Origin of the sequence: Pseudooceanicola endophyticus, from assembly GCF_018760365.1 — a bacterium.
GTDB classification, from domain to species: Bacteria; Pseudomonadota; Alphaproteobacteria; order Rhodobacterales; family Rhodobacteraceae; genus Pseudooceanicola; species Pseudooceanicola endophyticus.
Genome location: NZ_JAHIAB010000011.1, coordinates 182,636 through 205,266 on the forward strand (window position 1 = coordinate 182,636; position 22,631 = coordinate 205,266).

Here is a 22,631-nt window from a genome sequence, read left to right on the forward strand (position 1 = left end):
GTCATTCCTTTGGAACCGATGAATTTCGCCCGGCCAGGATCGCGCTGATCGAATAGGCCCGTTCCGAGGACAGGCCGGTCATGATCGCGGCGGCGGCGGGCGGCTGCATCCGGGCGATGAAGCCTGCGGCGAATTCCGGCGCCATCTGCTCGAAAAGCGCGGCGGCGTCCTTGGGTTTCATGGCCTCGTAGACCGAGGTCAGGCGGGTGATGTCCTTTTCCGCCGCGCCATCGGCCAGCGCCAGGGTGTCGCGCAGGCGCTCCTCGGCCTCCTCCAGCTGGACAAGCTTCTTCTGAATTTCCTCGTCGGCGATCGCCAGGGCATTCATGCGGTCGCGGATCTGCGCCTCGCGCTGGTCGAGCCGGGTCTCGCGTTCCTTGAAGGCGCCCAGCATCGCCTCGACATCCGGGCCCGGGGTGCAGCCGGCGGGTGCCCCCTCCGCGGGCGCGGCATGGTCGCCGGGCTCCAGCGCCATGACATCATCGGCGTGCATGGCGATGCGCAGCCCGGCCGAGGTCAGCAGCAGCAGGGCGATCATCGTCAGGGGGCTGCGGGCGCGGCGCTTTGGCCGGCGGGCAGGCTTGATCTTGCCGGCCCCCTTCGCGGCGGGCTTCGCCCGGGTCTTGGCCATTGCTCTGTCTCCTTACTGTCCGCCGGTCCGCCGGGCGAAGACCGGCTGGATCCGGGCCATTTCCTCTGGCGGTTCGGCGGCGGTCGGCGGCGGTCGACGCCCGGGTTCCGGCAGGTCGTGCATCGAAGCCACCAGCAGCTCGAGCCGCTTGGCCACGCCTTCTGCGCGATCGGTCAGCTGTTCGAGCGAGGCGCTGCTGTCACTGGCGGCGCCCTGGGCGGCCTTCAGCGTGCGGGTCAGGTCGTCGACCTGCGCCGAGAGAACCGCGACCGCCCCGCCAACCCCTGATTCGAGGTCGTTGAAGCGCGCCAGCCGGCGGGCCAGGATGAAGCAGTAGAACACCGCCCCGAGGGCGCCGGCGACAAGCAGGATGTCCGAGATCATTTCCATGGCAAGCTCCTCAGTTCAGTACGAATTCCGTGATCAGAAGGTCGCGGACCGCTTCCGGCCCGGTGATGGCCTGGATGCGTCGCAGCATCTGGGCGCGCAGGCGCACGAGGGCAGCCGGATCTTCCAGGTCGTCGATGCGCAGGGCCCGCATGTAGCTGTTCAGCACGTCGACGATGCGGGGCTGGATCTTCTCCACCTCCGGTAACTTGTCCGGCGGGATCTCCAGGCTGGCGGTGAATCGCAGGTGCCGGTTGTCGGCGATTCGTCCCATCGAAATCACCATCGGCTGAAGCGCCAGGTAGGCCATGTCGGGCGCCTTGAAGTCCTCTGCCGGCGCCGCCTCTCCATGGGCTTCCTCGCCCGCGACGGGCGCGTCGCCGCCCAGGATCATGCCGCTGTAGATGGCGAAGAACGCACCGCCGCCGCCGGCAAGTGCCACGACCAGCCCCAGGATCAGGGGCAGCTTGGAGGCCTTTTTCGGGGCCTCTTCCGGTTCTGCAGTGACGTCTGTCATGAGCCTTCCAGAATCTGTCCGCAGGGCCGTTATAGGGCGGGACCGACTAACCGATTGTTAAGTGCGTTCGGCCCATTAAGGGGGGCACCGGCAGAAGGCCGGAGGAACGGAGACGCGGTTTGCAACAGATCATATCCCTGTGGACCAACCTGGAGCCGAGGCGCAGGATCACCGTGATTCTGGCGACTGTCGCGATGTTCGCGGCGGTGCTGCTGCTGGCGCGGATGGCCGCCCAGCCATCGATGAGCCTGCTGTATTCGGGGCTGGAAAACGGCCAGGCCGGAGAGATCGTGCGGGCCCTCGACCAGCGTGGTGTCACCTACGAAGTGCGCGGGGGCTCGATCTATGTCGACGGGCGGGACCGCGACGCGCTGCGCATGACCCTGGCGAGTGAGGGGTTGCCGCGCAATTCCAGCCAGGGCTACGAGCTGCTCGATTCTCTCTCCGGTTTCGGCATGACCTCGCAGATGTTCGATGCCGCCTACTGGCGTGCGAAGGAGGGGGAGCTGGCCCGCACCATCGCCTCTTCGCCGCAGATCGAGGCCGCGCGGGTGCATATCGCCCATCAGGGTGCGACCCCGTTCCAGCGCGACGTGAAGCCCACGGCCTCCATCGCGCTGACCACGTCCGGCGATATTTCCGCGAGCCAGGCCAAGGCTTTACGATATCTGGTCGCCTCGGCGGTGGCGGGGCTCAATCCCGATGACGTCGCGGTGATCGATGACAAGGGAGAGCTGCTGAGCCTGGCGGACGACCCCTCGGCGGATACGGCGGCGACGGACCGGGCCCAGGCGCTGAAGGAGAAGGTGCAGCGCCTGCTCGAGGCGCGGGTCGGCGCCGGCAATGCCGTGGTGGAGGTGACGGTCGAAACCGTGACCGAAAGCGAATCGATCCATGAGCGCCGCTTCGATCCGGACGGGCGCGTGGCAATCAGTACGGATACGGAGGAAAGTTCGAACTCGGCGCAGAACAGCGATGCGGGCAACGTGACCGTGGCCTCCAACCTGCCCAACGGGGCCGGAGGCGGCAACAATTCCTCCAACTCCCAGGGCAACGAGACCCGCGAGCGGGTGAATTACGAGGTGTCCGAGGTCAACCGGGAAGTGCTGCGCGCGCCCGGGGCGGTGCGGCGCATGACGGTGGCCGTTCTGGTCAACGGCGTCGGTACCCAGGGCGCCGATGGCACCACCACCCTGGCGGTTCGTGGCGATGAGGAACTGGCCAGCCTGCGCGAGCTGGTCTCTTCCGCGGTCGGCTACGACGACTCCCGTGGTGACGTGATCACCATCAAGTCGATGGTCTTCGAACCGGTGACCCTGCTGGGCACGGCCAGCGACGGCGGCTTTGCCGCGGGTCTGAACCTCGACGTGATGTCGCTGATCCAGATGGCGGTCCTGGCGCTGGTCGCGCTGGTGCTGGGGCTGTTCGTCATCAAGCCGGTGCTGAGCGGTGGCGTCGCCCGGGTGCCGCTGCTGGAAAGCGGCGGGGGCGGAGGCAGCGCGGGCGAAAGCCTGCCGGCGCTCGACGGCGAAATCGACGGGGACGAAGATTACGCCCTGCCGGACCTCTCCATGGGCTCGGGCTTCGGCGGCGGGAACGAGGGCGGAGGTTTCCCGATGATCGCCGATTTCGACGGCATGGGCGGCGGCAGCGCCATGGACAGCGATGATCCCGTGGCCCGCCTGCAATCGCTGATCGAGGAACGCAAGGACGAGACCATGGAGATCCTGCGCAGCTGGCTCGAGGAAAGCGGAGAGACGGCATGAGGACGATGGCACAGCTGCTGGAGGATTTCAGCGTCGCGCCCCGGGGCGACCATGCCCCCGGGCTCAGCGAGGAAGAGCTGGAGACGCTGCGCCTCGAGGCCTTCGAGAAGGGCTACAAGGCCGGCTGGGACGATGCTGCCCGCGCCACCCGCGAGGAACAGGCCCATATCGGTGCGGAATTCGCCCGCAACCTCCAGGATCTGGCCTTCACCTACACGGAAGCCCATTCCAACGTGCTGAACGCCGTGCGCCCGATGCTGGCGGAGGTCATCGACAAGGTCGTGCCGCTGATCGCGCACGAGACCCTGGGCCTGCGGATCCGGGAACTGCTGGACCACATGCTTGTCGACCGGGCCAGCCAGAAGGTGGAGCTGGTGGCCGCGTCGCAGAACGTGCCCCTGCTGGAGGGGCTCATGGCGCAGGATTTCGGCTTCCCGCTGGAGCTGGTCGCCGATGACACGCTCTCCGACGGCCAGGTCTTCCTGCGCTTCGCCGAGGAGGAGACAGAGATCGATCTCGACAGCGTGACCGAGGGCATCCGGGGGGCCGTCTCCGGCTTCTTCACCGAACAGGAAAGGAGATATCAGCATGGGTGAGCAGAATGGATGACCGGGGCCCCGAGGCGGGCAATCCCTTCACCGTCGTGCCGATCGAGATCACCATTTCGGTCGGCAAGGCGCGGCCGCTGATCCGGGACCTGCTGAAGCTGACCCGCGACAGCGTGCTGCCGCTGGACCGGCGGGTCGAGGATCCGGTGGAACTTTACGTCGGCGACCGGCTGATCGCGCGCGGAGAGCTGGAGGAGCTGGATGGCGACCAGGCCGGCCAGCTGGCCGTGCGCCTGACCGAGGTCGTCGATTTCTCGGGCGAGCTCTGACATGCGCCGCAGCGCGGTGCTGGCGCTGATCCTGCTGCTGATTCCGTCCCTTGCAGGGGCTCAGGGCATCGACATCGACCTGGGGCCGGGGGGCTCGCTGACCGCCCGCGGCATCCAGATGCTCCTGCTGATCACGGTGCTGAGCCTCGCCCCGGGGCTGCTGATCATGGTGACCTGTTTCCCCTTCCTGGTGACGGTGCTGTCGATCCTGCGCCAGGCGCTCGGGTTGCAGCAGGCGCCGCCCAACATGCTGATCGTGTCGCTGGCGCTGTTCCTGACCTGGTTCGTGATGGAGCCCACCTTCCAGCAGGCCTGGAGCGCCGGGATTCTGCCCCTCCTGGATGAGAAGATCACGCCGGAGCAGGCCTTTCCGCTGGTCGCCGGCCCGTTCCGGGGCTTCATGGCCCATCGCATGGATCCCCGGACCTTCGAGGCCCTGGCGGCCCTGCGTCCCGATGCGGCACAGATCCCGACCGGGCCCGAGGCGCCGCTCTCGGTCCTGGTCCCGTCCTTCATGCTGTCGGAGATCGCCCGGGCCTTCCAGGTGGGATTCCTGCTGTTCCTGCCCTTCCTGATCATCGACCTGGTCGTGGCGGCGGTGCTGATGTCGATGGGGATGATGATGGTCCCCCCCGCGATCGTCTCGCTTCCCTTCAAGCTCAGCTTCTTCGTCATCGCCGACGGCTGGAGCCTGCTCGCCAGTTCCCTCGTGCGCAGCTACTTCTGAGCGGTGCCCAAAAGCAAAAGGGCGCCGCTAGGCGCCCCCGCCCGCCGCAGGCGGCGCGCCGTCAGGCGCGCTTCAGTCGTCAAAGCCCGGCAGGTGGTGTTCGCCACGGGCCCTTGCCAGAGCAATCTGCTTCTGGCGCTCGCGGAACCGGGCCTTGTCGGCCTCCGAGGTCTCTTCGATGCAGAAATGGCAGGACACGCCTTCCTCGTATTCCGGGCGGCTGCGGTCCTCGGGCAGGATCGGGCGGCGGCAGGCATGGCAGAGTTCATGCGGGCCTTCGACCAGGCCGTGGCCCACCGACACGCGGCGGTCGAAGACAAAGCATTCGCCCTGCCAGGTGCTGTCCGCGGCCGGAACCTCCTCAAGGTATTTCAGGATCCCACCCTTTAGGTGGTAGACCTCTTCAACACCCTGTCCCAGAAGGAAATTCGTCGATTTCTCGCAGCGGATGCCGCCGGTGCAGAACATTGCGATCCGCTTGTTGTGGAAACGGTCCTTGTTCTGCTCCCACCAGGCGGGAAAGTCGCGGAAGCTCTCGGTCTGGGGGTCGACCGCGCCCTCGAAGGTACCGATGGCGACCTCGTAATCGTTGCGGGTGTCGATCACCGCCACGTCCTCGGCCCGGATCAGCGCGTTCCAGTCGGCGGGTTCCACGTAATGGCCGACGCGCGCCAGCGGATCGACATCCGGCTGGCCCATGCTCACGATCTCTTTCTTCAGCCGCACTTTCATGCGGGCGAAGGGCCGTTCGGCGGCCGTCGAGAGTTTCCATTCCAGGTCCGCGCAGCCGGGCAGGGCGCGCACATGTGCCAGCACCGCCTCGATCCCCGCGGCGGGGCCGGCGATGGTGCCGTTGATCCCTTCCCGCGCCAGCAGCAGGGAGCCGCAGATGCCCTGCGCCTCGCAAAGTGCAAGCAGCGGGTCCCGCAGGGCGGCGGGGTCTTCGAAACGGGTGAAATGATAGAGTGCGGCGACCGTATACATGGCGCCCAGATACGCGTGCAGCGCGCCCCCGGCAAGGGGACGCGCCGCGACAAAGCGTCAGGCGGGCCGGATCAGGCGGCGGCCTTTGCCTCCAGCGTGGCCAGCAGGCCCTGCAGCTTGCCGGCAACGAAATCGCGGGTGCCTTCGTCGGTCAGCTTGCCGCCTTCGACCTTGCCGAAGGAGCCGCTGATCGCGACTTCGAAGCCCGCCATGACCTTGGCGCCGGGGACGGCCAGGATCGAGCGCAGCGAGTGGTTGGCCATCAGGCCGCCGGTGGCACCCGGGGAGTGGCTGATGATCTCGACCGGCATGCCGGCCAGCGGTGCCGCGTCTTCCTTCGACAGCCAGTCGATGACGTTCTTCAGCGCGCCCGAGGTCGAGCGGTTGTATTCCGGGGTGATCAGGACCAGGGCGTCGGCATCGACCAGCTGCTGGGTCAGGGCGGCGACGGGCGCGGGCGAACCGTTGGCCTTCAGGTCCTCGTTCAGCATCGGGATGTCGTTCAGGGTGACGACTTCGACGGTGGTGCCGGCGGGGGCCAGCTCTTCCAGGGTGTTGGCGATCTGGGTGCAGACGGCGTCCTTGCGGAGCGAACCGCTGATCGCGACGATCTTCTTGGTCATGGGGAATCTCCTTTTTTGCAAAGGTACGCCTCGTTTCACCGCTCATGAAGGCCGATATGTGCACCCTGCTTCTTGCAGGAATGCACAGAACTTCGGTGGAGCTTCGCCGATCCGGCAGGCAGATGCCGGGAAATCGGGCAGTGCGCCCGGGCGGCAGGATTGACGCTGCCGGGCGCTCTTGCCACCGTGCCGGCCACAGAAGCGGAGTTTCCCATGGCCAAGGCACTGATCGTCATCGACATCCAGAAGGACTTCTGCCCGGGAGGCGCGCTGGCCGTGCCCGAGGGCGACCGGATCGTGCCGGGCGTCAACCAGCTGATGACCGAGTTCGACGCGGTGATCCTGACCCAGGACTGGCATCCGGCCGGGCATTCCTCCTTTGCCTCCGCCCATGAGGGCGCGGCCCCGATGTCGATGACCGAGATGCCCTATGGGCCGCAGGTCCTCTGGCCCGATCACTGCATCCAGGGCTCTCACGGGGCGAATTTCCACGCCGACCTGACGGTGGACCGCGCCGACCTGATCATCCGCAAGGGATACAATCCGGCGATCGACAGCTATTCCGCCTTCTTCGAGAACGACCACACCACCCCCACCGGGCTGGAAGGCTACCTGAGGACGCGGGGCCTGACCCAGCTGACGCTGGTCGGCCTCGCGCTGGATTTCTGCGTCAATTACAGCGCCGTGGATGCTGCGAAACTGGGTTTCGACGTCACCGTGCGCAGCGATCTGTGCCGGGCCATCGACTTCGGCGGCTCCCTCGCGGCGGCGCAGGCCGCCATGGGAGAGGCCGGCGTCACTCTGGTGTGATCACGGCCCGAGCGGCGGGCCGGTGAAGCGCAGGTTGTGCCGTGCGGCGCTGGCCTCGATCGCGGGCATGTCCTCGGGAATCGCGAACTGGCCCCGGGCCATCTCGGCAAAGAAGCCCTCGAACCCGCCGGGGGTCAGGATCACCAGATGGCGGCTGGGCCCCTCGGTGACGCGGAAGGTGTGTTCGGCCCCGCGCGGAATGAAGACGGTCTCTCCGGGGCCGCGCGACAGCCGCGTGCCCTCCAGCCAGAAATCGCAGCGCCCGGTCAGTACCACGAAGACCTCGTCCTCGGCCTCGTGGACATGGCGCGGCGGGCCGCTGCCCTCGGGGCCGGTGCTGTCGACGATGGACATGCGGCCGCCGCTGTCCGTCGGGTCCAGGATCGTGCGGTAGCTGGTGCCCAGCCAGGTCAGCTCTTCCGCGCCGGTCGGGATCTGCGTCATCTTCGGGTCTCCTCCTCTGGCGTGCCCTCCCCGGCACCCGGGCAGGATGCCTCATGATGTGACGCAGGGGAAACCCATTTCGGCCTATTCGGCGGCCAGCCCCATGCGATCGTCCCGGGCGGCGGTGCCGAACATCGCGCGGTAATCGCGGCTGAACTGCGAGGGGCTTTCGTAGCCGACCCGAAGCGCGGCCTGGGTGACATTGGTGGCCCCGGCACGCAGCAGGCGCTGCGCTTCGAGCAGCCGCAGCCGCTTGAGGAACTGAACCGGCGTGGTGCCGGTGATCTCGCGGAACTGCTGGTGGAAGACCGTCGCGCTCATCCCGGCGCGGCGGGCCAGGGATTCGACCCGCATCGGCTGGTCCATGTGGGCGCGCAGGTGGGCGGTGATCCCTGCAATTTGCGCGACATGGCTGCCGGCCTGTGCCATGCGGCGCAGCATCCCGCCCTGCGGGCTGGTCAGCAGCAGGTAGTGCAGCTCGCGCAGCCAGAGCGGGGCCAGGACATCGCGTGCGCCCGGCTGCCCGACCAGCGAAAAGAGCCGGGCGCAGACATCGACCAGCGCGGCAGAGGCGGGGGCGCTGGCCAGCACCGAGACCGGCTGATCCTCGGGCGGCAGCGGGCTGGCATGGGCCAGTTCGCGCAGCAGCGCCGGGTCCAGCCGCACCGCCAGCGCCAGGTAGGGCACTTCGGGGGAGGCGCGGGTGATCCAGCTTTGCGCCGGCAGATCGAGCGAGACGACCAGCCCCTGGCCCTCGCCGAAGATGGTGGGGGTGCCGTTGAATTCGGCACGTTTCTCTCCGCTCAGCACCAGGCAGAAGACCGGGTCGTACAGGACATGGCTCAGCTCGGTCGGAGCCTCCGAGTAGAACAGCGAGAGCCGGTCCACGGGCAGGGGGTGGGGCCGGTATTCAAGGCCTTCGCGCAGGGCATAGGCGCGGGCATCGCGGGTCAGGATCTGGCTTTGGGTCATGGGGGCAGCTTTCGGCGGAACGGCGCAGGGGGCAAGGCGGATATGGGGCTTGCGCAGGATCGGGCAAGTCTTGCGCAGGATGTGGCAGGCCCGCGCGCCCTGCCTGCGCCATATCGGGGGCAGAACCGAAAGGAGCCATCCCATGACCCATCCCCTCTTCCTCATCACCGGCGGCAACCGCGGCCTGGGCGCCAACATGGCGCTGCACCTGGCCCGTGGCGGCGCCGATATCCTGCTGACCTACCGTTCGGGCGCCGACCAGGCCGCCGAGGTCGTGACCCAGATCCGCGCGCTTGGCCGCAAGGCCGAGGCGCTGCCGCTGGAGGTTGCCGACAGCGCCGCCTATCCCGCCTTCGCCGAAGCGGTGCGGGCCGCCACCCGCGCGCTTGGCCACGACAGCCTGACCGGGCTGATCAACAACGCAGGCCATGGCATCCGTACCCCCTTCACCGAAACCACGCCCGAGGCGCTGGACGGGCTCTACCAGGTCCATGTCCGCGCCCCCTACCTGCTGACCCAGGCGCTGCTGCCGCAGCTGGCCGATGGCGGGCGGTTGCTGTTCCTGTCCTCGGGCCTCGCGCGGTTCGCGACGCCGGGCTACTCGGCCTATGGTGCGATGAAGGGCGCGGTGGACACGCTGGTGCGCTACCTCGCGCAGGAGCTGGGCGGGCGCGGCATCTCGGTCAATTCCATCGCTCCCGGCGCGATCGAAACCGATTTCGGCGGCGGCGTCGTGCGCGACAATGCCGAGGTGAACCGGATGATCGCCGGGGCCACCGCGATGGGGCGCGCGGGCCAACCCGACGATATCGGCGCCGCGGTCGCCAGCCTGCTGCTGTCGCAGGGCAACTGGATCACCGGCCAGCGGATCGAGGCTTCGGGCGGTCAGAACCTCTGACGGTCCAGCGCCTCGACCGAAAGGATGGTGGGCAGGTGGCGGGCGATCTCCTGCCAGCTGTCGCCCTCGTCGGTCGAGGCGAAGACAGAACCGGAGTTGGTGCCGAAGTAGATCCCGGCGGGGTCGCGGGCATCCCCGGCCATGGCCTGGCGCAGCACGGTGAAGAAACAGGCCTGCTGCGGCAGGCCATCACGCTGCGCCTGCCAGCTTTGCCCACCATCGCGGGAGCGCCAGACGGCGGCGCTTGCCCCGGGCGGAAAGCGCCCGGCCATGTCGCCGTTCAGCGGCAGGGTCCAGAGGGTCTGCGGATTGCGCGGATGCACCCGGATCGGGAAGCCGAAGGTCGAGGGCAGCCCGGTGGTAATGTCCTCCCAGCTGCGCCCGCCATCGGCGGAACGCCAGACACCGTGGTGGTTCTGCTGATAGAGGATGTCTTCGGCGCCTGCTGCCCGCATCATGTTGTGGACGCAATGCCCGGTCTCTCCATCCCTGGGGGCGGCGGGGTGATCATGATGGGCGCAGGCTGCGGCATTGGCCAGCCGGTTGCGGCGCTCCCAGGTCGCGCCGCCATCCTCGGTCGCGAAGACCCCGGCGGCCGAGATCGCCAGCCACAGCTTTGCCGGATCAGCGGGGTCGGAGACGATGGTGTGCAGCACCAGCCCCGCCGCGCCGGGCGTCCAGCTGTCTGCCGAAGGGTGTCCGGCCAGGCTGCTCACCTCCTGCCAGCTTGCGCCCCCGTCGCGGCTGGACAGCAGACGGGCGGGTTTCGTTCCGGCGTAGAGCGTGCCGTGCGACAGGCCCAGCGACCAGACCTGGCTGAAGCCCTCGAAGGGGGCGGGGGCGCCGGTCCAGCCGATCATCGCGGCGAAATCGGCGTCCTTCTCGGCCCAGTCGTCCATCTGGCCGCGGGTCAGCTTGGTCAGGGTCCAGCTGTCGCCGTGATCGTCGCTGTGCCAGACCCCGGCGCCGAACCAGTCGCCGCCGCCGCCCGCCCAGATCCGCCCGGTGCCGGGGTCTGCGGCCATGTGGTTGATCGGCCAGCCGCCGCAGAACGGCCCCCGCACCGCCCAGCCGGAACGATCCTCTCCGCCCTCCAGCAGGAAGGCGCCCTTTGTCGTTCCGACCATCAGGGTGATCCCGGTCATCGTCTCCTCCTCGCACCTGACCTTGCGTCACTCTGGCGCCGAAAGCCCCGTCCGTCCAGCGCGGCGATACCCGCAACACTTGCAATCCATGGTCCCGGCAGGCTTTATCGCACGGCAATAAGGGAGCGGGAGCGCCATGGTCGACATCGCGACACGTGTCTACAATCACAAGTGGAAGATCGATCCGATCGTCCGTTCGCTGATCGACACGGATTTCTACAAGCTGCTGATGTGCCAGTCGATCTTCCGCAACAAGCCGGAGACGCAGGTCACCTTCACGCTGGTCAACCGGGCCAGCGACGTGCCGCTGGCCAAGCTGATCGACGAGGGCGAGCTGCGCGAGCAGCTGGATCACGTGCGCTCCCTCTCGCTGTCGCGCGGCGAAAGCACCTGGATGCGCGGCAACACCTTCTACGGCAAGCGCCAGATGTTCCGCTCCGATTTCATGGAGTGGTTCGAGAAGATGCGCCTGCCGCCCTATTCGCTGGAACGCCGCGGCGACCAGTACGAGCTGACCTTCGAGGGCGCCTGGCACGAGGTCATGCTCTGGGAGATCCCGGCCCTCGCCATCCTGATGGAGCTGCGCGGCCGCGCCGTGCTGCACCAGATGCGCAAGTTCGAGCTTCAGGTGCTCTATGCCCGCGCCATGACCAAGCTCTGGGAAAAGGTCGAGCGGCTGCGCCAGATCGACAACCTCAAGATCGCCGATTTCGGCACCCGTCGGCGGCATTCCTACCTCTGGCAGGACTGGTGCGTGCAGGCCATGGTCGAAGGGCTGGGCGACAAGTTCACCGGCACCTCGAACTGCCTGATCGCCATGAAGCGCGACCTGGAGGCCGTGGGCACCAATGCGCATGAGCTGCCGATGGTCTATTCGGCCTTGGCCGAGGATGATGCCACCCTGGCCCGTGCCCCCTACGACGTTCTGGCCGACTGGCATGACGAGCATTCCGGCAACCTTCGGATGATCCTGCCCGACACCTACGGCACCGAGGGCTTCCTGAAGAACGCGCCCGACTGGCTGGCGGGCTGGACCGGCATCCGCATCGACTCGGGCGATCCGGTCCGCAATGCCGAGGTCGCGATCGACTGGTGGAAATCGCGCGGCGAGGATCCGACCGAAAAGCTGGTGATCTTCTCCGACGGGCTCGACGTGGCCGAGATGGAAAGGCTGCACAAGCGCTTCTCGGGTCGGGTGAAGGTCAGCTTCGGCTGGGGCACGCTTTTGACCAACGATTTCCGTGGTCTGGTGGCGGGCGATGCGCTGGCGCCCTTCTCTCTGGTCTGCAAGGCCCAGAGCGCCAATGGCCGCCCCACGGTCAAGCTGTCGGACAACCCCGAAAAGGCGATGGGCCCGGCGGACGAGATCGCGCGCTACAAGCGGGTCTTCAGCGTCGGTGAGCAGGAGCGGCGCGAGGTGGTGGTCTGAGGGCCTAACGCTCCCAGCCGCGCCCGTCCTTGACCTCCGAGCGCGCCTTCTTGGCATCCAGCCGCTTGCGCTTCTGGTTCTGCGACACTTTGGTGGCGATGCGCCGCTTCGGCACCAGGGTCGCCTTCAGGATCAGCTCGGCCAGGCGTTCGCGCGCCAGCTCGCGGTTGCGGGCCTGGCTGCGTTCGTCCGAGACCTGGATCACGATGGCGCCGTCCTTGGTCCAGCGCCGTCCCGCGATCCGCTCCAGCCGCCGCTTCACCGGTTCGGGCAGGGAGGGCGAACGCGCCGCCTCGAATCGCAGTTCCACCGCGGTCGAGACCTTGTTGACGTTCTGCCCGCCGGGGCCGGAGCTGCGGATGAACTGTTCCACCAGCTCCCATTCCTCGATGGCGATCCTGTCGGTGATGCGCAGCATGGGGTCCTTCCTTTCCCCGCCCATATGGCCCGCCGCCCGGCCTTCGGCCAGTGCTTTCCCGCGAAGAGCGCCCTTCGCTTTCATCTTTCCTTAAATACGGGCCACGCGCAGCGCGGAATGAAATCCCCGTCCGGGGTAATGAAATGTTGTCGAAGCGGAAAATGGCGAAAAAAATGGAAAGGGCCGCCCCGGTAACGGAACGGCCCCTCTCGAGATCAGGAGGTGGTCCGGTTAGGTAAAGACCAACCCTTTGGTTCATCTGCCGAGGGCTGCCTCAGCGACGCTCCTTCCAGGCTGTTCCGACCCCATTCCCCAATACCTCAATAGACACTAGAGCACCTCCTTTCTGAATGTTACCGATACCCTGAGGGTGGCACGAAGTTCTTAATAGTCAAAGAACTTATTGCATCCCGGCGAAAGAATTTTCTTCGATCTGCCTCGAAACGCGGCGGGACAAAAACTGCGGCCCGACGGCGTCAGGCGCCGGGGGCGGGCAGGGCGACTTCCAGCAGCGACTGGCCGAGTTCGGGAAGGAAGTTGTTGTCCGAGACCAGGGTCATTCGCAGCCCCTCCGGCGCCTGCCAGACCGCCAGCCCTTCGAAATTGTGCAGCGGATAGGCATCGGTCTTCCAGACCACGGTGCCGGGCTGCTCGGGGTGCCGGAGATCGAAGCGCCGGACCCGGCTGCGGAAGGTCAGCAGCCAGCTGCGTTCCAGCACGTAGAGCGCGCCATCGGGGCCCACATCGGCCCCCGCCAGCAGGTAATGATCCGACAGCGGGATCTGCCGCACGGCCCGCCAGCCCTTGCCATCGAAGGCCCAGAGCGGCGCCAGAGTCCCCTCCGCGCGCGAAGGTTTCTCGGGCATGGTGTAAAGCGTGCCGTCGGGCCCCGCCGCCAGCGCCTCGTACTTGCGGTTCGCGCGCAGGGTGGCCTCGTCCGGGGGGCTGGGCAGGCGGGTCAGGGCGAAGGTGTCGGGATCCATCATGTAGAGGCCCCGGTTTTCGGTCGACAGCGCGATCCGCCCGTCCGGCAGATCCGCCAGCCCCTCCGAATCCAGGCGGTGCCGGCGGGTCAGGTCGCCGCCGGGCCAGACGGCCTTGTCGTAGTGCACGCCGCGCAGCGCCCCCGTGCGATCGCGCAGCAGGCGCCCTTCGACGAAGCGCCCGCGATCGCTGAGTATGCTGAAGCGCTGCCCGTCGGTCGAGACCTCAAGGGCAGAGAAGCCGCCAAAGCTTTTTTCGGCGGCGGGCAGTGGCAGCAACGTTCCGTTCTCCGGGTCCATGGCGCGGATCATCGCGCAGGACCCGGTCATCAGGATCAGGGCAAGGACGGCGATTGCAGGACGGAAACGCATTGGGCAGGCAGGCCGGCAAGGGTCAGTTCGGGTTTCGGCGGGGCCGGCTTGGCGTTCGGGTTCGGCGGCGGCGGGTTCAGGATGTTGTCGACCCAGCTCTGGGCCTCGGCGCAGCCGTCACCGGGGGGCGGCGGGGCCTGCTCCACGCAGCCCGACATGCCGGCGGGGCAGTGCAGACGGACGTGGAAGTGGTAGTGGTGGCCGTACCAGGGCCGGATCTTGTTCAGCCAGGCGCGGTCGCCGGTCGCCGTCTTGCACATCTGCACCTTGGCGCCGGGGAAGACGAAGATCCGCGCGACCCGGGGATCGCTGGCGGCCGCCTTCATCAGCGCCATGTGCTGGGGCGTCCAGTTGTCGTTGACGAAAGCCCCGGCATTGCGGCGCAGGGAGATCGACGAGAGGCTTTCGCGCGCCGCCGGGCTGAGGTGCATGTCGCTGCCAGGCAGCATCCAGATGTCGGCATCCAGACCGATCTGGTGCGACGCGTGACCCGAGCTCATCGGGCCGCCGCGCGGCTGGCTCATATCGCCGATGTAGATGCCGTTCCAGCCGGGAAGCTGGGCGCCCTTGCGCGACAGGTCTTCCAGGAAATCGACCAGCTCGGGCGTGCCCCAGTTGCGGTTGCGGGACAAGCGCATGGCCTGCCAGGTCGGGCCGCTCTCGGGCAGTTGCACGGCGCCGGCCAGGCAGCCCTTGGCGTAGGAGCCGAAGGATTCGTCGCGCTGCGAAGAGGGGCGCGAGACGGCGCCGAACAGGGATTTCGCGCTCTTGTCCGCCCAGGCGGCGGGAATGGCGGCAGCGGTGGCGGCCTTGCTGACCTCGGGCGCCGCAGTGCCCGAAGGCCCCTGGCAGCTGGCAAGCGTCATGACGGCGGCAAGAAGCAGGGGCAGGCGGGTCAGGAAGGTCATCGGGGGGCGGTATCTCCGTCGGGCTTGACGAAACCTAGCATGACCAGCCCGGCGAGAAAGAGGAAAACCAGAGGCAGGATGCCGGTCTGCTGAGACCCGCTCATCCAGGTCGCGGCACTGATCAGCAGCGGGGCCAGGAAAGAGGTCGCCTTGCCCGAGAGCGCATAGAGACCGAAGGCTTCGGTCATCCGGTCCGGGCGGGCCTGGTGCACCATCATGGTGCGGCTGGCGGCTTGCAGGGCGCCGCCGGCGGCGCCGATCACCGCGCCCACCGCCATGAACAGCAGGTCGGGCAGGGGGGATCCTTCCGGAAGGGCGATGCCCAGCACGTGATCGCGCGAGATCGAGATGGTCACCAGGCTGACGCCCAGCAGGATCGCCACGCAGGCCCCGATCACCGGCTTCGGCCCGAAGCGGCTGTCGGCGCGCCCGCCGAGCGCGGTGAAGATCGCCCCGGTGACGATGGCCAGGATGCCGAAGATGCCGATCCGGGTGACATCCCAGCCCAGCACGCCGGCCGCGTAGATGCCGCCGAAGACGTAAAGCCCGTTCAGTGCGTCCCGGTACAGCATTGAAGCGCCCAGATAGGCCAGCAAAGAGGGGGTCTTTGGCAGCATCCGCAGGGTGCCGCCCAGCTGGCCGAGGGCCTGGCGGACGGCGCCTTTCGGAGCTTTGGGGGGCTTCGGATCCCGCACCCAGAGGAAGAAGGGCACCATGAAGACCGCGTACCACAGCGCGGTCAGCGGCCCGACCGCCCGCGTCCCTTCGCGCAGCGCCGGATCCAGCCCCAGGACCGGCGGGATGCCGATCAGCGTGCGCCCGGTGGCGGGATTTTCGGCCAGCAGCGTCAGCATCAGCACCAGCGCGATCAGCCCGCCGACATAGCCGAAGGCCCAGCCGTTGCCGCTGATCCGCCCGAGCTGCTCTCTCGGGCCCAGGTCCGGCAGCATGGCATTGGTGAAGATGGTGGCGAATTCCATGCCGATCAGCCCGAGGGCGAAGAAGCCCAGCGTCCGCCCCAGATGGAAATCGCCCGGGGCGGCGTACCACAGCATCCAGGCGCCGATCACGTAGAGGAGAGAGAACAGCCAGATCCAGCGCAGCCGCTGCCCCGACACGTCCGAGATCGCCCCGAGGAGAGGGGCGAGGACGGCGATGCACAGGCCCGCTGCGCCGATCCCCAGGCCCCAGGCGCTTTGTGCGGCCGTGCCCGATCCCATCAGCTCCTTCACGTAGGGGCCGAAGATGAAGGTCAGCAGCAGCGTGTTGTAGGGCTGGCTGGCCCAGTCGAAGAAGAACCATCCCCAGATGCGCTTGCTCATGTCCGCTCCCCGTTGCGGTTGTGCCCTGCCCGTTCAAAGCGCAGCCCGGCGCCGGGGGCAAGCTCCGCCGCGATCTCAGAGCCGTTCCGGAGGCCAGGGACGCGCGCTCTCGGCGGCAAAGAGATCGCCTGCCCAGCCGGGCAGCGCCGGAAGGGCCTGGGTTCCGAGGGCGGCCAGCACCTCGGCCATGGGCACCATGCGGCGCCCGGCGATCACGGCGGTGCGCAGGATGGCATGGTTGGCGCAGGTCTGCGGATCGCTCCACAGGCTCTGCTCCATGTAGAGAAACCGCGCATCCGCCCCCATCAGGCGCGAACGCATCTCGACCTTCTGGAACAGGGTCAGGCGCTGGCGGTAGCGCACGACGCTGCCGGCGACGGTCAGCCCCCAGCCCTGGCGCTTCAGGACCTCGGTGAACCCGGCGCGGATCGCCAGCGGCAACCGCCCGAGGTCATAGAGCGTCAGGGTGCGGCCATTGTTCAGCTCGGACCAGGGATCGATGTCGCCGGGCCAGATCCGCAGATGGGAGACATGGGTCTGATCGAGCGCCAGCGGAGGCGCACGCCGGGCCTGCCGGATGTCGCGGATGAAGCGGAGATAGGGATACATGGGAGGACCTCCTTGCCTTCGGCGTGACGCGCCATGTCCACACCGTCAACCAGAACGTCCCGTCCGACTTGCGCCCCGGGACCGGACTGCTTACCTGAGGCCGGCCCGGTTAAGGAGAAGCGCCGCATGCAGTCCCTGTTGATGATCATCAACCTCGTCCTGAACGTCGTCTGGTTCTTCGTGATCGCCCATGTGATCATGTCCTGGCTGATTTCCTTCCAGGTGCTGAACACCCGCCAGCAGTTCGTGGCACAGATCTGGTACGGGCTGAACCGCGTGCTGGAGCCGATCTACTCCCCGATCCGCCGCATCCTGCCGCCGATGGGCGGCCTCGACCTCGCGCCGCTGATCGTGCTGGTTGCGATCATGGCGATCCGCATCGTCATCCAGAACAACATCGGTTACTTCTACTGACCGGCCGGGGGGGCGGGGGCTCTGCCCCCGTCTTCCTGCCGGAAGACTCCCCCGGGATATTTATGGCCAGATGATATAGAGAGCCCGGCTCTTCATCATCTGGCCATAAATATCCCCGCCGGAGGCCTGCGCCGCAGGCGCATTCCCGGGCGCGCCGCCTTGTCCCCTCGTGCCTCTTGTGGGACAGTGCCGCCGAATTTTGACAAGGGGACAGGACATGGCGACGGCAGAAACGCTTCTGCGCGAGGTATTCGGATTCGACGCCTTTCGTCCCGGTCAGCAGGAAATCGTCGAGGCCGTGGCTTCGGGCCAGGACACCCTGGCCATCATGCCGACGGGGGGGGGCAAGTCGCTTTGCTATCAGCTTCCCGCGCTGGTTCGTCATGGGCTGACGCTGGTGATCTCTCCGCTGATTGCGCTGATGCGCGATCAGGTGCGGGCGTTGCGCGAAAGCGGGGTCGAGGCGGGCGCGCTGACCTCCGGCAATACCGAGGAAGAGACCGAGGCCGTCTGGGAGGCGATCCATGCCGGCCGGCTGAAGCTGCTCTACGTGGCGCCGGAACGTCTGGCTTCGGCTTCGGCGATGGAGATGCTTCGGCGTCTCGATGTGTCGCTCATCGCCGTGGATGAGGCGCATTGCGTCAGCCAGTGGGGCCATGACTTCCGCCCCGACTACCTGCGCATCGGCGAGCTGCGCGAGGCGCTCGACGTGCCCGTTGCCGCCTTCACCGCCACCGCTGACGAGGAAACCCGGGGCGAGATCGTCCGCCGCCTGTTCGGTACCCGCACCCCGCGGATCTTCCTGAGGGGCTTCGATCGGCCCAATATCCACCTGGCCTTTGCCGCCAAGGACAGCCCGCGCAAGCAGATCCTGACCTTCGCCAGCGCCCGGCGCGGCCAGTCGGGCATCGTCTATTGCGGCACCCGCGCCCGCACCGAGAGCCTGGCCCAGGGCCTGCGCGAGGCGGGCATGGAGGCGATCCACTACCACGGTGCCATGGACCCCGAAGCCCGCCGCGCCGCCGAACTGCGCTTCCAGCAGGAGGATGGGCTGATCGTCGTCGCCACCGTCGCCTTCGGCATGGGCGTCGACAAGCCCGACATCCGCTGGGTCGCCCATGCCGACCTGCCCAAAAGCATCGAGGCCTATTACCAGGAGATCGGTCGCGCCGGGCGCGATGGCGCCCCCGCCGAGACCCTGACCCTGTTCGGGCCCGACGATATCCGCCTGCGCCGCTCGCAGATCGACGAGGGGCTGGCTCCGCCCGAGCGCAAGGCCGCCGACCATGGCCGCCTGAATGCCCTGCTGGGGCTGGCAGAGGCGCTGGAATGCCGCCGCGCGACCCTGCTGCGCTATTTCGGCGAGACCTGCGAACACTGCGGCAACTGCGACCTCTGCGACCGCCCGCCCGAGACCTTCGATGCGACGCTGGCGGTGCGCAAGGCGCTGTCCGCCATGCTGCGCACCGAGGAATGGTTCGGCGCCGGCCATCTGATCGACATCCTGACCGGGCACGAGACCGACAAGATCCGCGAACGCGGCCATGACAAGCTGCCGACCTTCGGCGTCGGGGGCGAATTCAAGCGCTCGGAATGGCAGGCGATCTTCCGGCAGATGATGGGGCGCGATCTGGTGCGTCCGAATGCCGAGCGTCACGGCGCCCTGTTCATGACCGACGCCGCCCTGCCGATCCTGAAGGGCGAGGACAGCATCCGCCTGCGCCGCGACAGCCTGAAGGCCGCCAAGGGCAATCGCCCTGCCGCCAGGACCCTGGTCAGCGAAGAGGACGAGCCGCTGCTTTCCGCGCTCAAGGCCAAGCGGCGCGCGCTGGCGGAAGAAGCCGGGATGCCCGCCTACATGGTCTTCAACGACCGCACCCTGGTCGAGATGGCCGAGCGCAAGCCCGCCACGCTGGACCAGATGGCCGGGATCTCGGGGGTGGGGGCGAAGAAACTCGATGCCTATGGGGCGCTGTTCCTCGAAGTGATCACCGGCGCGGTGGAAGAGATGCATCCGCAGCGCCGCCGCCTGGCCGGGCGCGAGGCCGGATCGCTCTATGACCGGCTGATGGCGGTGCAGGTGGATCTGGCGCGCGGCCCCGAGGGCATCGACCGGCCGCTGTCCTGCTCCTCTTCGGTGATCCGGCGGATTGCCGAGACGCGCCCTTCGGATTCGGATGCGCTGGCGCGGATCATCGATGACCGGCGGGTCGAGCGGTTCGGCGCCGCCTTCCTGGAGGTCCTGCGCGACGCGGGCTGAAAGCGCTGGCCGGGCAGGATTGTTCGGCCTATGTTCCCCTCCGCGAAGGTAAGAGGACAAGATATGCTGATCGTCGTTTCCCCGGCCAAGCGGCTGGACTGGGCCGAGCGGGACCTGGCCATGACCACGCCCGATTTCACCGATGAGGCCAATTCCCTGGCGCGCACCATGCGGGGGCGGACGCTGGAGGAGATCAAGGCGCTGATGGATCTCTCGGACGATCTGGCGAAGCTGAACCGTGACCGTTACCGCGATTATGCCGATGCGCCCTCGGACGATCTGCTGCGCCCCGCCGCGCTGGCCTTCGCGGGCGACACCTACCAGGGGCTCGACGCGCCCTCGCTTGACCCCGAGGAGCTGAACTGGGCGCAGGATCATCTGCGCATTCTTTCGGGGCTTTACGGGGTGCTGCGCCCGCTTGACGGCATCCAGCCCTACCGGCTGGAGATGGGCACGCGGCTGAAGACCCGGCGCGGCACCAACCTGTATCAGTACTGGAAGGACGTGCCGGCCAAGGCACTGAATGCGCAGGCCGAAGCGGTCGGTACCGATGTGCTGGTGAACTGCGCCAGCCAGGAATATTTCGGCGCGGTCGAGCCGAAGGCGCTGAAGCTGCGGGTGATCACGCCGGTCTTCCTGGACGTGGTGAAGGGCAAGGAAAAGGTCGTGTCCTTCAATGCCAAGCGGGCGCGGGGCTCCATGGCGCGTTTCGTGATCGAGCGGCGCCTGAGCGATCCCGAGGGGCTGAAGGATTTCGACCTGGGCGGCTACATCTACCAGCCCGAGCGGTCCTCGGACGACCAGTTCGTCTATCTGCGCGACGCCTGAGCGCTCAGCCCGGGGCCTGCCAGGGGGCCTTTCCCGGGGGGGACCATGTGGCCTCCGGCAGGGGCGGCGGGGCATGGAAGGGCGGACGCAGCCCGGCTGGGGTCAACGCTGCCAGCTTGTCCAGCACATCGGCCTTGCGCAGGGGCTTGGCCAGGTAGTGGTCAAGCCCCGCGGCCAGGGCGCGCTCCTCGTCGCCCTGCAGGGCATGGGCGGTCATCGCGACGATGGGCACGTGATGGCCGGTGTCGGCCTCGGCGGTGCGGATGCGCCGGGTAGCCTCCATCCCGTCCATGCCGGGCATGGAAATATCCATGAAGATCAGGTCCGGGGCAAAATCCCGGTGCAGCTGTACGGCCTCGACGCCGTTCTCTGCAAAGCGCAGCTCGATATCCGCGCCGGCCAGCATCCGGGCAAAGACCAGCCGGTTGGTCTTGTTGTCCTCGGCGGCCAGGATCCGGGCCGGGCGCCCCGTTCCGGCGGGGACGGGGGCGGCTTGCGGATCCGCGACGGGCTGGGCGGGCAGAGTGGCCTCTTGCTCTAGCGTGCCCAGGGTGCGGAACAGGTCGCGGCGCAGCATCGGACGCGGCAGGATGGCGTGCAGGTGACGCCGGGCCGGGTCCATCTCGGCGAAATGCACCGCCGGTGAGAACAGGATGATCGGCACGTCATGGCCGCGCTCTCGGATCGCTTCGGCCAGCTCCAGCCCATCCATGCCGGCCATGTTGTGATCGGTCAGCACCAGGCCGAAGCCTTCGTCCAGCCGCGCAAGGGCGGCGGGACCGTTGGCGCAGGAGACGGTGGAAATCCCCAGCAGTTCCAGCTGCTTCTCCAGAATGGACACCTGAAGCGCATCGTCGTCGACGATCAGTACGCGCCCCGGGTCGGGCACCGGCGCGGGTTCGGCGGACTGGCCGATCCCCTCGGCCACCGGCATGGCGACGCGGAACCCGAAGGAAGAGCCCACGCCCAGCTCGCTGTCGACCCAGATGCGACCGCCCATCATCTCGATCAGCCGGCGCGAGATCGCCAGCCCCAGGCCGGTGCCTTCGAACTGGCGGCTGGCCTCCGAGTCGATCTGGCTGAAATCCCCGAAGACCATGTGCACCTTGTCGCGCGCGATGCCGATGCCGGTGTCCTCTACCGTGACGGTCACGTCGATGTCGCCCTGTTCGGGACGCGGCAGGCCCAGCACCCGGATCAGGACATGGCCGTGGCTGGTGAACTTGACCGCGTTGCCCACCAGATTGGTCAGCACCTGCCGGATCCGCCCCGGATCGCCGGTGAAGCCGGTGGGGGTGAACAGGTCGTAATCCACCAGCAGGCTGATCCCCTTCTCCTTCGCGGTGGGCTGGAGCAGCAGCAGCACCTCGTGGATGCAGCGCTCCAGGTCGAAGGGGCGGGGGTGCAGCACCAGCTTTTCGGCCTCGATCTTGGAATAGTCGAGCACGTCGTTGATGATAACCAGCAGCGCCTCCCCGGAGGAGCGGATGGTGTCGACATAAAGCTTCTGTTCCTCCGACAGCGCGGTATCGGCCAGCAGGTCGGCCATGCCGACGACACCGTTCATCGGGGTGCGGATCTCGTGGCTCATGTTGGCGAGGAAGGTGGACTTGGCGCGGTTGGCGGCCTCGGCGCGGGTGCGGGCCTCGCGCAGGCGGCGCTGGTAGCGGATCGTCCCGGTGATGTTGAGTGCCAGGCTGACCACATCGCCGCCATGGCCGCGCTGGTCCATCATGCGGATGTACTGGCCGTTCCACAGCCGGATCACCCGGGGATCGGGGCTGGCGCTTTGCCAGCGCGCCAGCATCTCGTGCCGCCATTCCGCCGGGCTGAGCGCGCCCGTGTCGATCATCCCCTCCTCGGTCGCCAGCTGCAGCAGCCGGATGTAGCTGATCCCCGGAGAGACCTCTGCCAGCCCGTCGAAGACCGAGATCCAGGCATCATTGGCGGCGATCATCACCCCTTCGGAATCCCAGAAGGCGAAGCCGTCGCGGATCGTCTCGATCGAATGCCAGAGCCGGCGTTCGGCCAGGGCGATGCGTTCGTTGGCGACGCTCAGGTCGCCGCGCACGCGCGCGTTCTCTGACAGCGCGGTCTCGACCTCGGCGCTTTTCTCGTGGATCTGCTGCGACAACAGCCGGGCGTGCCGGCTGAGCTTGCGGTTCGCGGCGTGCAGCTCTGCCTGCTTCTGCTCCAGCAACCGTTCCGCGGCGAGCCGCGCGCGGCGCTCCTCCGCGAGTTTGCTTGCCAGGCTCATCCGGTAGTCTCTCCGTCACGGGCAGATCGGGGGACTGTCGCCGGAATCGG

At 67.7% G+C, this 22,631-nt stretch carries 24 protein-coding genes; 10 read left to right on the forward strand and 14 right to left on the reverse strand.

The features are described from left to right. Position 1: 1 nt before the first annotated feature. The 3 genes from KM176_RS18500 to KM176_RS18510 are packed head-to-tail and all read right to left on the reverse strand — an operon-like array spanning position 2 to position 1,535. Positions 2-631, reverse strand: a complete 630-nt coding sequence (locus tag KM176_RS18500) for a MotE family protein (protein WP_160896222.1) — start codon at positions 629-631, stop codon at positions 2-4. A gap of 12 nt (positions 632-643) precedes the next feature. Next, positions 644-1,021, reverse strand: a complete 378-nt coding sequence (locus tag KM176_RS18505; RefSeq protein ID WP_160896223.1) for a hypothetical protein — start codon at positions 1,019-1,021, stop codon at positions 644-646. Positions 1,022-1,031: 10 nt separating this feature from the next. Further along, on the reverse strand, positions 1,032-1,535 hold the full coding sequence (locus tag KM176_RS18510) for a flagellar basal body-associated FliL family protein (RefSeq protein WP_160896224.1): 504 nt from the start codon (positions 1,533-1,535) through the stop codon (positions 1,032-1,034). Positions 1,536-1,654: 119 nt separating this feature from the next. Here KM176_RS18510 and fliF point away from each other — a divergent pair, with 119 nt between their 5' ends. Genes fliF through fliP form a run of 4 tightly spaced genes read left to right on the forward strand, consistent with a single transcriptional unit; the run spans position 1,655 to position 4,905 of the window. Then, positions 1,655-3,301: a flagellar basal-body MS-ring/collar protein FliF gene (gene fliF / locus KM176_RS18515; protein ID WP_160896225.1), complete on the forward strand. Its 1,647-nt coding sequence runs from the start codon at positions 1,655-1,657 to the stop codon at positions 3,299-3,301. Then, complete coding sequence (locus KM176_RS18520) at positions 3,298-3,897, forward strand: FliH/SctL family protein (protein ID WP_160896226.1); 600 nt, start codon at positions 3,298-3,300, stop codon at positions 3,895-3,897. Before fliF ends, KM176_RS18520 begins: the two co-directional genes overlap by 4 nt. Before the next feature lie 5 nt (positions 3,898-3,902). Further along, positions 3,903-4,178 carry a FliM/FliN family flagellar motor switch protein gene (locus KM176_RS18525; protein WP_160896256.1) on the forward strand — a complete coding sequence of 92 codons (276 nt, stop codon included), beginning with the start codon at positions 3,903-3,905 and terminating at the stop codon, positions 4,176-4,178. 1 nt (position 4,179) lies between these two features. After that, positions 4,180-4,905 (forward strand): flagellar type III secretion system pore protein FliP, encoded by a 726-nt coding sequence (fliP, locus tag KM176_RS18530; protein ID WP_160896227.1) that lies wholly within the window; start codon positions 4,180-4,182, stop codon positions 4,903-4,905. 72 nt (positions 4,906-4,977) lie between these two features. Here fliP and trhO read toward each other — a convergent pair whose 3' ends face one another. Together trhO and KM176_RS18540 are read right to left on the reverse strand one after the other, a co-directional pair. Further along, positions 4,978-5,889, reverse strand: coding sequence for an oxygen-dependent tRNA uridine(34) hydroxylase TrhO (gene trhO, locus KM176_RS18535; RefSeq protein WP_160896228.1), 912 nt, complete (start codon positions 5,887-5,889; stop codon positions 4,978-4,980). A gap of 71 nt (positions 5,890-5,960) precedes the next feature. Continuing rightward, positions 5,961-6,512, reverse strand: a complete 552-nt coding sequence (locus KM176_RS18540) for an NADPH-dependent FMN reductase (RefSeq protein ID WP_160896229.1) — start codon at positions 6,510-6,512, stop codon at positions 5,961-5,963. 213 nt (positions 6,513-6,725) lie between these two features. Between KM176_RS18540 and pncA the strand changes: the two genes are divergently transcribed. Beyond that, the gene (gene pncA / locus KM176_RS18545) at positions 6,726-7,322 is read left to right on the forward strand and encodes a bifunctional nicotinamidase/pyrazinamidase (RefSeq protein WP_160896230.1); all 597 of its coding nucleotides are present in this window, start codon (positions 6,726-6,728) and stop codon (positions 7,320-7,322) included. Here pncA and KM176_RS18550 read toward each other — a convergent pair whose 3' ends face one another. After that, a complete protein-coding gene (locus KM176_RS18550) occupies positions 7,323-7,766 on the reverse strand; it encodes a cupin domain-containing protein (protein ID WP_160896231.1) in 444 nt (147 codons plus the stop codon). A gap of 84 nt (positions 7,767-7,850) precedes the next feature. Beyond that, positions 7,851-8,738: an AraC family transcriptional regulator gene (locus KM176_RS18555; RefSeq protein WP_160896232.1), complete on the reverse strand. Its 888-nt coding sequence runs from the start codon at positions 8,736-8,738 to the stop codon at positions 7,851-7,853. A 142-nt stretch (positions 8,739-8,880) separates the two neighbouring features. On the opposite strand from KM176_RS18555, the gene KM176_RS18560 reads away from it, so the two are divergent. After that, positions 8,881-9,636 carry an SDR family NAD(P)-dependent oxidoreductase gene (locus tag KM176_RS18560; protein WP_160896233.1) on the forward strand — a complete coding sequence of 252 codons (756 nt, stop codon included), beginning with the start codon at positions 8,881-8,883 and terminating at the stop codon, positions 9,634-9,636. On the opposite strand, the gene KM176_RS18565 is transcribed toward KM176_RS18560, so the two are convergent. Continuing rightward, positions 9,624-10,781, reverse strand: a complete 1,158-nt coding sequence (locus KM176_RS18565) for a WD40/YVTN/BNR-like repeat-containing protein (protein WP_160896234.1) — start codon at positions 10,779-10,781, stop codon at positions 9,624-9,626. The two genes, KM176_RS18560 and KM176_RS18565, sit on opposite strands and share 13 nt — an antisense overlap. A 136-nt stretch (positions 10,782-10,917) precedes the next feature. Between KM176_RS18565 and pncB the strand changes: the two genes are divergently transcribed. Then, positions 10,918-12,210 carry a nicotinate phosphoribosyltransferase gene (gene pncB, locus KM176_RS18570; protein ID WP_160896235.1) on the forward strand — a complete coding sequence of 431 codons (1,293 nt, stop codon included), beginning with the start codon at positions 10,918-10,920 and terminating at the stop codon, positions 12,208-12,210. A gap of 4 nt (positions 12,211-12,214) precedes the next feature. Here the strand turns inward: pncB and arfB are convergent, their stop codons facing one another. The 5 genes from arfB to KM176_RS18595 all read right to left on the reverse strand — a co-directional run bounded on the left by arfB (position 12,215) and on the right by KM176_RS18595 (position 16,822). Next, the gene (gene arfB / locus KM176_RS18575; RefSeq protein WP_160896236.1) at positions 12,215-12,628 is read right to left on the reverse strand and encodes an alternative ribosome rescue aminoacyl-tRNA hydrolase ArfB; all 414 of its coding nucleotides are present in this window, start codon (positions 12,626-12,628) and stop codon (positions 12,215-12,217) included. 476 nt (positions 12,629-13,104) lie between these two features. Next, positions 13,105-13,941, reverse strand: coding sequence for an esterase-like activity of phytase family protein (locus tag KM176_RS18580; protein ID WP_160896237.1), 837 nt, complete (start codon positions 13,939-13,941; stop codon positions 13,105-13,107). Positions 13,942-13,946: 5 nt separating this feature from the next. After that, positions 13,947-14,891 (reverse strand): penicillin-insensitive murein endopeptidase, encoded by a 945-nt coding sequence (mepA, locus tag KM176_RS18585; RefSeq protein WP_236045366.1) that lies wholly within the window; start codon positions 14,889-14,891, stop codon positions 13,947-13,949. Beyond that, complete coding sequence (locus KM176_RS18590; protein WP_160896238.1) at positions 14,888-16,213, reverse strand: MFS transporter; 1,326 nt, start codon at positions 16,211-16,213, stop codon at positions 14,888-14,890. Before KM176_RS18590 ends, mepA begins: the two co-directional genes overlap by 4 nt. A 75-nt stretch (positions 16,214-16,288) precedes the next feature. After that, positions 16,289-16,822, reverse strand: a complete 534-nt coding sequence (locus tag KM176_RS18595) for an acyl-CoA thioesterase (protein WP_160896239.1) — start codon at positions 16,820-16,822, stop codon at positions 16,289-16,291. A 126-nt stretch (positions 16,823-16,948) separates the two neighbouring features. Between KM176_RS18595 and KM176_RS18600 the strand changes: the two genes are divergently transcribed. From KM176_RS18600 to yaaA, 3 genes are all read left to right on the forward strand, one after another. Beyond that, the gene (locus KM176_RS18600; RefSeq protein ID WP_160896240.1) at positions 16,949-17,236 is read left to right on the forward strand and encodes a YggT family protein; all 288 of its coding nucleotides are present in this window, start codon (positions 16,949-16,951) and stop codon (positions 17,234-17,236) included. A gap of 217 nt (positions 17,237-17,453) precedes the next feature. Then, positions 17,454-19,496 (forward strand): DNA helicase RecQ, encoded by a 2,043-nt coding sequence (gene recQ, locus KM176_RS18605; protein WP_160896241.1) that lies wholly within the window; start codon positions 17,454-17,456, stop codon positions 19,494-19,496. A gap of 63 nt (positions 19,497-19,559) precedes the next feature. Then, complete coding sequence (gene yaaA / locus KM176_RS18610; RefSeq protein ID WP_160896242.1) at positions 19,560-20,324, forward strand: peroxide stress protein YaaA; 765 nt, start codon at positions 19,560-19,562, stop codon at positions 20,322-20,324. 4 nt (positions 20,325-20,328) lie between these two features. Here yaaA and KM176_RS18615 read toward each other — a convergent pair whose 3' ends face one another. Further along, on the reverse strand, positions 20,329-22,581 hold the full coding sequence (locus KM176_RS18615) for a response regulator (RefSeq protein ID WP_160896243.1): 2,253 nt from the start codon (positions 22,579-22,581) through the stop codon (positions 20,329-20,331). Between the last annotated feature and the right edge of the window lie 50 nt (positions 22,582-22,631).